Here is an 11,438-nt window from a genome sequence, read left to right as displayed (position 1 = left end):
GCCGCGAGATGAACATGGACGAGGCCGGCGACAAGCTTCTCGACATGATGGTTCGCACCGCAAACGGTCGTCTGACCGCTGCCGAGGCTCTGGGTCATCGTGAGTTCATCATGACCAAGCTCTACGAGTCTGCATAAGTAGAGATAGTATTACGCTTACACCTCTCTTCTTTCAGCCGGTCCGTCTGTTCTTGACGGGTCGGCTGAAAGTGTTTTAACTTATCCCGATTTTCTTCTTGTTTTCAACTCATCTCGAATCCCTTTAACGACACGGTTCCCACGATATTAAATTGATAAAAATATAGAATAATCCTGGCGATAATCTATTGCCATATAGCAGATCAATTGAGTATATTGTCATTCTGTTCAGTTGGAGTATTCGGTTGTATTATTTCTTACTTCGGGCAAATGAGTAAAAGAATTCCTCTCAATAAGAGTCGCAATTTAATGCAGATTGAGCTGCTCCTTTTGAGTAATGCATAATGCGCTCAATACTATTGAAGCAATTACCTTGTTTTATGAAGTAATCGGGTCTTTATCGGTACACAGGAGGTAGCTGTGATACAAGTTGACGTTTGTCTGATTTCCATTCTGCAGAACAATCGGTTTCATGAGAAGACTCTTTCATTGGAGGAGCCGGCTAATATTCAATCGCTACTGGCGCTGATTGAAATTAAGGATCATGAAGTTGAAGGTATATATGTGAATAGGCGAAGTAGCACCTTTGAGCAGGAGTTAGCTGATGGTGACAGGGTAACGTTCATGCCTGCGATTGGCGGCGGTTGATTCAAATGATTTCACTAGAGTTTTTAATCCCGGCAGAAGAATATCGCTTCTGTCGGGATTTTTTCGTTTGCAACAACAAGGATCGGGGTAATATATGAAAAAAACAGCCCATTTCCCTAAGATAATGATTACACTCTGGGGAGATTTTGTTTTCCGGTAACGGGACGTTCCAGGTTAGAAAAGTTTTTTCCGAGCTTCCTGGTTGACGAGTATGATTACGCCACCCTTACACTTCTCAGGTTTGATATATCTGGCAAAGGTTTGTCGGTGAAAAAGAGGGGAATTACCCACGATATGTACGAAAAAACAATTCAGGATATTCTTAAAAAAGTTCAGAACGGCACTATAGAGATTGATGCCGCTATGGGGGAACTTAAACATCTTCCTTACGAAGATCTTGGGTTCGCCAACATAGATCATCATCGGCATTTACGTACGGGCTATCCTGAGGTGATTTATGGCCAGGGGAAAACGATTGAACAGTTCGAGGCTATTGTAAAAGTGCTTTTGTCAAAAGGCGTAAATGTTCTCGCAACCAGGGTAACCAGTGAAATGTATGAGGCGACAGCCTCTCTTCATGATGATGTAATTTACAGTGAATCAGCCAGAGTACTCATCTACAGACAGCAACCTTATCAAAAGTCAAAATCAAAATTGCTGATTGCCACAGGCGGCACCTCTGATGTGCCCGTTGCCGAAGAGGCTGCGCTCACAGCGGAAGTTCTCGGTTGCCAGGTAATTCGCCTGTATGACGTGGGAGTAGCCGGTATACACCGTCTACTTGCCAGACGAACCTTGCTTGATGAGGCAAGTGTAATAATTGCGGTGGCCGGAATGGAAGGGGCCTTGCCAAGTGTGGTTGGCGGTCTTGTCGATTGTCCTGTTATCGCCGTGCCAACCTCAATCGGCTATGGTGCCCATTTTGATGGGTTGGCGTCGTTGCTTGCCATGTTGAACAGTTGTGCCAGCGGTATAGGTGTCGTAAACATCGACAATGGCTTTGGTGCAGGCTATCTGGCATCATCCATCATTCGTCAGATTGAGCGCGGTGAAAAAAAGAGTTCATCAATACCTGATGAAAGCAGTTGTATGGGTGCACATCGTTCCACCGGCGGTTGCAGAGGTTAAGTCTCTCCTACAGGGGCAAGTTTTTCGAGCCTGTAAAATGTCCTATATTTCCGATAAGTTGATTTTCTGCATAAATCAGAGTAAACCCCATACGACAAAAGACGCACAATGTGCTCTTTGGTGCTGGCCGGGAGCTGTGATCAGGTTGCAGAGCAAGGTAATTCAAAACTAGAGATCGTATTATTCAACTTGAGTTGAGATTGTGACAACAAAGTTAAATCGTGCCACTATTCTAGATGTGGCGAAGAAGGCTGGTGTAAGCCATACCACTGTATCAAGGGTCATCCGGAGCCCCAATAAAGTGTCTAATACACTTACGGAACGGGTACATGCCGCGATGCGTGCGCTTGATTATCAACCGAATATCATAGCCGGTGCACTGGTTTCATCGTATACGCCAATTGTGCCGGTGATAATGCCGCAACTTGGCAATGCTGTTTTCAGCGATCTTATTCACGAAATTACTGATACACTTGGCGCAAACGGTTATCAGGTACTTCTGGGGAGTACATTTTACAGCCAGGATCAGGAGGACAAGCTGATTCATACCTTTCTCGGCTGGTCCCCAGCCGGTATGATCCTCGCCGGAGCGAGCTTGTCGGAACAGGCAAGGGAATGGCTGACGAGTGCTAATATTCCTGTGGCTCAGGTCATCGGTCAGCAGGATAAGCCTATCAATATCGCAGTAGATTGCGATCATAGACAGGCGGGCTATGAGCTCGCCTGTCATCTTATCAAAAAAGGTTACAGAAAGTTTGCCTTTGCCGGAACCAGGCTGGAACATGATCTCCGGGCGCGGATGCGTCTGGAAGGGATGCAGAAAGCTGTAAAAGAGATGGGGGTAGGCGAACCTGTACTCATTTCCGGTGGACAGGAAAGAACAAGCTATGCAGTAGGAAGGGCGCTCGCCGAGCAGGCACTGGCTAAAGGCGACAAGGTCGATATCATTTACGCAGCCAGCGATATACTCGCAGTTGGCGCCATGATGGAAATCCAATCCAGGGGATTGATATTTGGTGATGATATCGGTGTCAGTGGTTTTGGTGGACTTGAAATCGCCAAGGCAATTTATCCGAAACTCACTACGGTAGAAGCACGATTTGGCTATATGGGAAAACGTGCCGCCGAGTTACTGATGACCCAGATTGGCCGTAAACCTGTAGCTGTGCATGAGGATGTGGGTTTTACCATCATAGATGGCGGGAGTGCCTGATTAACCCACCTTTCCCATGACCTTTTAAAATTGAAGCTCAAATGGTTGGCAACACTGAATCGCTTGAATCGTTTAAAAATCAGAGTGCTTTTCGTTTCAAGTCAAAAAAGGTCACCCTGTGGGTCAAGAGAGTCGCAGAGCCTTCGTTACAGGCCATGGGCGGTAACTTATTACAGCTCCACGGCTAGTGTCTTGATCTGCGAAAAACTTTCTTGATGAGAAATTCGGGCTAGAACCTGACAATGAGTGTTTCTCAACGCAGATCTGTCTTGAAAATAAAAAAGCCACCAATCAGAAATTTCTGATTGGTGGCTTTTTTATTTTTGATCTCAGAGAGCTGGAAGATAGGTGGTCTGTTTATATGGTGGGGACAGACCGCCTGGGGGATGTTATTCTTCCAGGCGATTAAGCGTCTGAAGCTGTTCTCTGTTCTCGTACTTTTCTGATCAGCGGCCAGAACAGCATGAGAGCTGTGAGGCCAAAAAAGAACAAGGCGATCGGATGATTGAAACTGAAGAATGTAGCGAAGTTGTCGTTGGTTACGATCAACCCCTGTCGGAGACTGAGCTCGAATTGTGGTCCGAGAACAAGGCCGATGACCAGGGCAGCAACAGGAATACCGAAGATTCTCATGAAAAATCCGAGAATGCCGGCTCCGAGCATTACCCAGAGGTCAATCACCATTGAGTTCACGGTATAGGTACCGACAATGCAGAACAGCGAAACACATGCGAGCAAGAGAGCTTCAGGAGTTCGTAACAGTCTGGAGAAGCCTTTCGCACTCGCCCAACCTGCGAGCGGCAGCATGAGATTTGCCATAATGAGGGCGATGAATGCACAGTATACTGTTACCGGGTTTTCGGCCATTAACCGAACACCGGGAGTGATTCCCTTAATAGTAAGGGTTGCCAGCATTACTGCGGTAACTGCATCACCTGGAATACCAAGCGCAAGACTCGGTATAAGCGCACCACCGGTCACGGCGTTGTTTGATGACTCAGCGGCTACGATTCCATCAGGCTCACCTTTCCCCATGTTCTCTTTACGGGGAGAGCTTCGCTTTGCTTCTGCATAACTTAAAAATGCAGCGGTTGCAGCCCCTGTACCGGGAAGAATTCCGATACCGGTCCCCATGAGCGCCGATTTCACAATCAGTCCCAGCCGAATTTTAATGTCTGCCCATTTCGGATAGCGGAGGCCTTTGTTCATGACGACGCCGCCACCACCAGCTTTGCCCATTTTGTATATTCTGTTGAATACTTCGGAGAGGGCAAAGATACCGACAACAATCGGAATAAGGTCGAAGCCGCCGGCGATCTGGAAAAACCCAAAGGTGAATCTGCTGCCAGGAACGATTGGGTCCGGGCCGACTGTGGCAATCATAAGACCGAGAATAGCAGCGAACATACCCTTGATCATGCTACCCCGGGAAATACTCGATACGCAGGCAAGTCCTAGAGTGATCAGGGCAAAAGTTTCAATTGGGCCAAAACGTATCGCAAAAGCTGCCAGTTGTGGCGTTGCCAGAATAAGAATTACACAGGCAATAAGACCGCCAATAACCGAAGCCATGGTGACCCAGCCGAGTGCGAGATCGGCTTTGCCCTGACGAGCCATCGGATATCCGTCAAGGCAGGTAGCAGCGGATTGCGGTGTACCTGGAGTGTTAATAATGATTGCTGAAAGGGAACCACCGTAAACGGAGCCCGCATAGGTGGCGAGTAGCATGCTGATCGCAGGGATCTGGTCCATGGCGAAGGTAAATGGTAACAGCATTGTAATAGCCAGTACCGAGCCGAGACCGGGCAGCGCGCCCACCACGACTCCCCACATCAACCCCATGAGCACAGCGGCCATATTTTGCCAGCTCAAAGCCTCTACAGCAGCTTGTTGTATAAATGAGAAGTCCATGCTTAGATCCAAGTAAACCAGATTGAGCGGGGAAGTGGCAGGCGCATGATTCCTTCAAACACATACCAGGTTCCCAGCGGGAAAAGAATTCCTGTTATCATGAGTGACACAGGTTTGCGCCATCCAAGGAGCAGACTTGTGAGCAAAAAGAACGGGATCGCTGTCAGAACGAAACCGGCGTAATCCAGCATAAGTATGCCTGCGGCTGTTAAGCCGCCAAAAGCGAGTACAGTTTTTGTATTGAAGACTTCATCGCTTTCTCTCTTAGGACTTTGCAGGATACCCTCGACGATAAGTCCGATGGACAACAGGCACCAGCCGACCAGTAGAATCCTCGGGTAAAACATCATCCCGTATTTAATATCTATCTGTCCAAGTGCATACTGCGCATCATATGTGTGCCAGAGCAGGAAACTTCCCATTACAAGAAGAACTACCCCGAGTGCAGTTTGTTTATGTTGTTTCATCTGTCACCTCATATATGCCCAGCTGACATGCATAACCCGGCTTGCGGCCGGGTTATGCATCGTAGGATCTCAGCCTGGCATAATTTTATTTCTTCAGGCCAGCAGACTCGAGGATACCGCCAATTACCTCGGATTCGCTCTCGACGAATGCCTTGAACTCCTGGGAGTCCATGTAGCGGATATCTGTTTTGAGATTGTCCATGAACTTCTGGAACTCAGCGCTCTCGCTGACTTTCTTGGTAGCTGCTGCGAGTACATCGACAACTTCCTGCGGAGTTCCCTTCGGAGCAACGAGACCACCCCAGACGTGGAACTTCAGATCAACGCCCTGCTCTTTCATGGTAGGGAGTTCAGGATACGCCTGAAGGCGTTCGTCAGAGTAGACACCGAGGCCTTTTACTGCGTAACGCTCAAGCAGTGGTGGGGTGTCGCTGAAAAAATGGATAACGCCACCAGCAAGAGATTTCATAGCTGGCCCGGTACCGCTGTCAGGGATGTGACGAGCTTCAATCCCGAGTGCCTGCATGGTCGCAACCTGGGCAATATGTGGAGTGGTGCCTGGTCCGGAGGAACCGTATACATACTTGTTCGGGTTGCTCTTACCATCTTCGGCGATATCAGCGATGGAGTTCCAAGGTGCCTTTTCATCTACCAGGAATACCAGCGGGGTGAGGTAAATATTGGCGATGTACTCCCAGGAATCAAGTCCGTATGGAAGCTTGTTCAAGTGCGGCTGGGTAGCCATCGGGCCGATCGGGATAAGGCCGATGGTGTAACCGTCTTTTCTGGCATTTGCAACCTGGGCAGTGCCAACAGTGCCGGAAGCACCGGAGGTGTTTCTGATCATAATGGTCTGGTCGAGTTCCTGGCTCAGGAGCTCGGCGAAACCACGGGCGAGAGTGTCAGTGCCGCCGCCAGCGCCAAATGGAACCACCATGGTGATGGTGCGCTTAGGGTAGGCGTGAGCGGTACTGAACACGGCCACCAGGAGTACTGCAAGGAGGGCGGAAAAAAGATTTTTACTCAATTTCATTTTGTCCTCTTTGGATTGTAATAGCTTTACACAATGAGTTTTTAGAAGAATAACCATTTTCTCTAATCATCAAAAAAAATGAAATAAAATAGTTACCTCGAAATGGCTTCTAGCGCAGGATAGCTCCAAGATGAGCAGAACCTACATTACGGGCGTATCTGCCCAACACACCTTTTTCCGCATTTTGGACCTTGAGTGGTGGAGCCACACAAGCCTTGAGACGTTCTTCAATCTGCTCAGGAGTCAGGTCTACATTAAGGGTGCGTTTGGGAATATCTATGTGAATCATGTCACCATCGACAATTGCTGCAATGGGGCCATCTGCGGCAGCTTCTGGTGAAATGTGTCCAATGCATGGGCCGCGTGTTGCTCCGGAAAAGCGACCATCGGTAACAAGAGCGACAGAATCACTCAGGCCGACGCCGACCAGGGCACCGGTAGCGGTAAGCATTTCGCGCATGCCAGGGCCGCCTTTCGGACCCTCGTAGCGGATAACGATAACATCGCCGGGGGTGATCTGACCTGATAGAATTGCTTCGATGGTTTCCTCTTCTGAAGTAAAACAGCGGGCCGGGCCAGAGTGCACCATCATGGACTCGGCTACACCGCTTTGCTTCACAACACTACCCAGTGGTGCCAGGTTGCCTTTCAGTACTGCCAGGCTGCCTTGTGGGGAGTACGCGCGATCAATAGAACGAATTACTTCACTGTTGCTGTTGATTGCTTTGGCAAATCTCTCTGCCAGGGTCTGGCCCAGAACATCTTTGACCCCGGTATTGAGTTTGCTTCCCAACTCTTTCATCACCGCCTGAATACCTCCGGCATCGTCGAGATCCAACAGGGTATGTGAGCCTGAAGGTTTGACTTTGGCGAGGTATGGTGTTTCGCTACTGATTCTGTCAATCTCTTCGAGAGTCAGGTTCATCCCGGCCTCATGGGCGATGGCAGGCATGTGCAAGGTCAGGTTGGTAGACCCGCCAACTGCAAGAAGGGTTTTGAGACAGTTATCGAATGAATCCTTGGTAACGAAATCGAGGGGCTTGGTATCTTCTTCGACCAGTTTGACAACAAGCTTTCCGCTTGTTTTTGCGTCCCGGAGCTTCTGGCCCATTACCGCATGAACGGTGGCGGTGCCAGGCAGGGTGACGCCAAGGGCTTCCGCTGCAACAGACATGGAGTTCGCGGTGCCCATCATTGCACAGGAGCCAGGACCGGGAGAGAGACGGTCCTCCATCAGCAGAAACTCATCTTTGTCGATTTCGCCTTTTTTCAGACGTCCCGCCGCTTCCTTCAACTCGTAGGTAGCACAGAGGCGTCCGTCGTGACGGCCAGGCAGCATTGGGCCACCGGTTACCATAACACTTGGCAAGTTCAGCCGCATCATGGCCATCAGCATTGCAGGTACGATTTTATCGCAACCGGCAACAAATACAAGCCCGTCAAGTCGCTGAGCCTCGGCGGTGATTTCTATGGAGTCAGCGATATGTTCACGGCTTGGCAGTACATAACACATCCCTTCGTTGCCCTGGGAAAAGCTATCACAAAGGGCTAAACAGCCAAATTCGAATGGGATGCCCCCGGCCTGGTGGACACCGTCTCGAATTCTGTCTACGAGACGGCGGAAGTGGATGTGGCCGGGGTGCATCTCATTGAACGAATTTACGATGCCAATGAAAGGTTTGCCCAAATCGTCAGTATCTGCGCCCATGCCTTTAAGGTGAGCTCTGGGACCACCCATGGTGATACCATTGACGACAGCGGCACTGCGGTATTTAGGGTCTTTATATATGAAATCCATTGTGTTTACTCCGGGTAATAACAGGGTTTATCTCAACAATGATCTTCATGGTGACCCAGGGGGGAATGTAAAACAAAGGGGGTGGGGCCACCATGAAGATCAATTGACAGTTTTTTCTGTAGATTACTCGTTGATTGGGGCAGTAAGAGTGTATGAGAATTCCTTCTCAAGAGCTCTGACTGCGATGGCAAACTGTTCGAATTCGCTTCCCTTGAGCTGCCTCATAGGGAAGTGTACGAGAGGAGAATTGAAACCTCGCATTACAAGACCAGCTTTACGGATCGGCAATCCGGGCGCTTTTCCGAAAAGCAGGCGTAACCGGCTTGCCAGCAACTGGAGTTCGCGGGCACGTTCGAGGTTGCCTGCTTCATACTCTTTCTTGATGTCAACCATTACCTCAGGGAAGCAGGCCGCGGTTGCAGTAACACAACCGGCTCCGCCCATTACCAGAGCGGCAAGGAGCATGGCGTCAGAACCCATGAATACCGTAGCGTTTTTGCCGAGAATGTCAGTGTAGTCAACGTATCTGGTGTAGTCCTGAGAGGTATCTTTTACGCCGGCTATGTTGCTGTGGGCGTCCATGAGGCGCTTAACCAGCACAGGTGGCAGATCGTTCTTTGCGGCAGCAGGGAAGTTGTAAAGATAAACCGGAGTGTCACCGGCTTTTACCGCAAGCTGAGAGAAGTATGCAAAAAGCGCATCCTGATCGTATGGGTAATAAAATGGGGGAACCGCTGCAACGGCATCAGCACCGAGAGCAGCAGCGTGCTCCGTGAGTTCAAAAGCCTCTTCAGGCAGGAGAGCACCGGTGTGTATTATAAGAGGCAGGCGACTATCGAGCGCTTTCTTGTACATTTCGGCAGCCTGCTTTCTGGTTGCAACATCCATAGTCGCGAATTCACCAGTTGAGCCAATGATGAAAAGGCCGTCTACTCCGGCTTTTACCTGAAAATCGCAGTATGCCTTTGTTGCCTCAGCATCAAGTACGCCATTAGCATCCCAAAATGTGAAACCTGCTGTAATTATTCCTTTCACTGTAGTGTCCTTCAATTTGGTTAAATGGTACTACTTCTTATCTGTGAGCATTTTTGAAACCAAGGTTTATTTTTCTGGCCGAAAGTAGGAAGCGGCTGTTGTTTCAAAATGTTCACGTGAACATTGGCCCATTGTTACCTTAAGACTTTGTTAAGGTCAATAAAAATGTTCACGTGAACATGTAAGAAACGTGCTCGTGTATTGCGGTTTTGTGAAACGTAAAACACGATAAAAAGGGGTGATGAAAGATGAAGTGAGTAGTATTACATTTCTGTAATGTGCGGATTCAATTTGAAAAAATATGCGTGTGCTAGTGTAGGGAAATGGTCTGAAAATTTCCAGGCAGATTGTTGCTGACGTACAATCAGGATGTTACTGAAAACACATTGGCCGAAAAAGCTTTCAATTCAGGCAGGGTGAGGAAACAAGGTTTCCTTGATTGCGGTTTTTGATCGATACTAAAAATTAGTAACAAAATCATCTTGGTTATTTGAATAAGGGAGAAAAGAACCTGAAAAAGGCAGAGGAAACGATTTTTCTTGCCGACCGTCCGTTGTGTGGTAAAGATGTTGCGATGATTACAGGATATTTCTTTATTATTGCAGCTGCCATTTGCTGGGGGCTGATTGGTGTTTTTTCAGGTTTGGCGTTTTCCCAGGGCATCCAGCCAATGGAAGTGGCTTTTTGGCGCGCTGTTATTGCCTGGGGCTGCTTTACTTTTCAGGCTCTCTGCTTACGGCAGATGCGTATAGACCCTAAAGATCTGCCGCTACTTTCAATATTCGCCCTGTTGGGTATTTCACTATTCTATATTTCTTACCAGTATGCGGTTAAGACGGGCGGTGTCGCGCTTGCATCGGTGTTGCTCTACACAGCCCCAGCCTGGGTAGTGATCTGTTCATACTTCTTTTATCGTGAAAAGCTGACTACGATCAAACTTACAGCTGTGGCACTGGTAATCTCCGGAGTATTTTTGATCTCCAAGTCTGGCGGCACCGGGGGAGGTTCGGTTTCTATCGGCTTTGTTGCCTTAATCTCTGGTCTTGCTTCCGGCTTTTGCTACTCGCTGTACTATACCATCGGTAAGCACTTTTCTGGTAAGTATACATCTGCCAATCTGTTCATGTATCTTCTGCCGATTGGAGCCATGGGGATTTTGCCTTTTGTTGAATTTGTCCCGAAGACGACTGAGGCATGGTTGGCTCTGGTTGGTCTTGCCGTTGTTTCAACCTTTATTGCAAATATTTTTTATTACCAGGGCATTCGCTATCTGGAGGCGGGCAGGGCATCTATCGTTGCCACTTTGGAACCTGTAGTCGCTGCAGTGACCGCCTTCATCTTCTTTGGTGAGTACTTCTCAATTGTTGGTTATATGGGTGCCGCCCTCATTATTGTAGCCGTACTGGCGACAATCTGGGAAAAGTGAACGTGCTTAATTTGCAGGAAATACCATAAAAAATAAGAGCAGGCGTTAAATAGTGATGCTGTTGTTCCGGCATCTTTCCTATGCTCTTGCCCACACCAGCCTGAGGGGCGTTTCGCGACTTTTACATATCTATTTGGGCCGTTGGTATAAGGATAGTACACGCATATTATATGGGTGTGGTTCCTTTCCATGAGACTCCAGCCGTATTTCCAATACTATAATTTTCTTCTGAGTATTAAAAAAAACTTATCTTGTGACAGGCTTAGAACAGTACACGTTCCGGGGTCGTCTGGTAATTCGTGTTCAAAGCTCCATGTCAGGCGATGAAGAAATCAAACGGATTGGGGCTATTCTCAACCAGATTATGACCAGTGGTATTGAAGAAGAGTCTCTGCCTGGCCTGATGGAAAAATTTGAACGAGGTATCACTTGTACGGGAATACAGCGACCATGCACGATTGGTGACTGAATTCGCAGGATCGACAGCGATGAGTTCCCAGCTCTTGAGCAGGTTTTTGGGGGAAAGGCAAAGAAGTGGCGAATTACGAAATATGTGCCGGCTTTCGAGGTGGCAAGCCGCGTACACAGCCTATATGCCCGCAGCCTGAATCCTGGCGAGTTTTTGCTGAGTTTATATGGTAA

At 48.4% G+C, this 11,438-nt stretch carries 10 protein-coding genes and 1 pseudogene; 6 read left to right on the top strand and 5 right to left on the bottom strand.

All coding sequences use genetic code 11. From position 1 onward, the window contains the following. The 4 genes and pseudogenes from ACN5NT_RS23310 to ACN5NT_RS23295 form a co-directional block, all read left to right on the top strand. Positions 1-137 (top strand): annotated as a pseudogene (locus ACN5NT_RS23310) (UxaA family hydrolase); the annotation flags it as partial. A 420-nt stretch (positions 138-557) separates the two neighbouring features. Then, the gene (locus tag ACN5NT_RS23305) at positions 558-785 is read left to right on the top strand and encodes a MoaD/ThiS family protein (RefSeq protein WP_167495919.1); all 228 of its coding nucleotides are present in this window, start codon (positions 558-560) and stop codon (positions 783-785) included. A 294-nt stretch (positions 786-1,079) separates the two neighbouring features. After that, on the top strand, positions 1,080-1,913 hold the full coding sequence (gene larB, locus ACN5NT_RS23300) for a nickel pincer cofactor biosynthesis protein LarB (protein ID WP_136799783.1): 834 nt from the start codon (positions 1,080-1,082) through the stop codon (positions 1,911-1,913). A gap of 202 nt (positions 1,914-2,115) precedes the next feature. After that, positions 2,116-3,126, top strand: coding sequence for a LacI family DNA-binding transcriptional regulator (locus ACN5NT_RS23295; protein ID WP_136799784.1), 1,011 nt, complete (start codon positions 2,116-2,118; stop codon positions 3,124-3,126). A 405-nt stretch (positions 3,127-3,531) separates the two neighbouring features. On the opposite strand, the gene ACN5NT_RS23290 is transcribed toward ACN5NT_RS23295, so the two are convergent. The 5 genes from ACN5NT_RS23290 to ACN5NT_RS23270 form a co-directional block, all read right to left on the bottom strand. Beyond that, positions 3,532-5,037, bottom strand: a complete 1,506-nt coding sequence (locus tag ACN5NT_RS23290) for a tripartite tricarboxylate transporter permease (protein WP_176360057.1) — start codon at positions 5,035-5,037, stop codon at positions 3,532-3,534. A 2-nt stretch (positions 5,038-5,039) separates the two neighbouring features. Beyond that, positions 5,040-5,504 (bottom strand): tripartite tricarboxylate transporter TctB family protein, encoded by a 465-nt coding sequence (locus ACN5NT_RS23285; protein WP_136799785.1) that lies wholly within the window; start codon positions 5,502-5,504, stop codon positions 5,040-5,042. A gap of 85 nt (positions 5,505-5,589) precedes the next feature. Beyond that, the gene (locus ACN5NT_RS23280; protein WP_167495920.1) at positions 5,590-6,537 is read right to left on the bottom strand and encodes a Bug family tripartite tricarboxylate transporter substrate binding protein; all 948 of its coding nucleotides are present in this window, start codon (positions 6,535-6,537) and stop codon (positions 5,590-5,592) included. A gap of 109 nt (positions 6,538-6,646) precedes the next feature. After that, positions 6,647-8,335, bottom strand: a complete 1,689-nt coding sequence (gene ilvD / locus ACN5NT_RS23275) for a dihydroxy-acid dehydratase (protein WP_419177071.1) — start codon at positions 8,333-8,335, stop codon at positions 6,647-6,649. Between the two features lie 123 nt (positions 8,336-8,458). Beyond that, positions 8,459-9,370, bottom strand: a complete 912-nt coding sequence (locus ACN5NT_RS23270; RefSeq protein WP_419177070.1) for a dihydrodipicolinate synthase family protein — start codon at positions 9,368-9,370, stop codon at positions 8,459-8,461. 490 nt (positions 9,371-9,860) lie between these two features. Between ACN5NT_RS23270 and ACN5NT_RS23265 the strand changes: the two genes are divergently transcribed. Both ACN5NT_RS23265 and ACN5NT_RS23260 read left to right on the top strand, forming a co-directional pair. After that, a complete protein-coding gene (locus tag ACN5NT_RS23265; RefSeq protein ID WP_419177069.1) occupies positions 9,861-10,796 on the top strand; it encodes a DMT family transporter in 936 nt (311 codons plus the stop codon). Positions 10,797-11,109: 313 nt separating this feature from the next. Continuing rightward, entirely contained in the window at positions 11,110-11,265 is a 156-nt protein-coding gene (locus tag ACN5NT_RS23260) for a hypothetical protein (protein ID WP_419177068.1), read from the top strand. Positions 11,266-11,438 lie beyond the last annotated feature (173 nt).

The organism is Desulfosediminicola sp. (genome assembly GCF_048381775.1).
GTDB classification, from domain to species: Bacteria; Desulfobacterota; Desulfobulbia; order Desulfobulbales; family Desulfocapsaceae; genus Desulfopila; species Desulfopila ganghwensis.
This window is presented reverse-complemented; position numbering and strand designations above follow the sequence as displayed.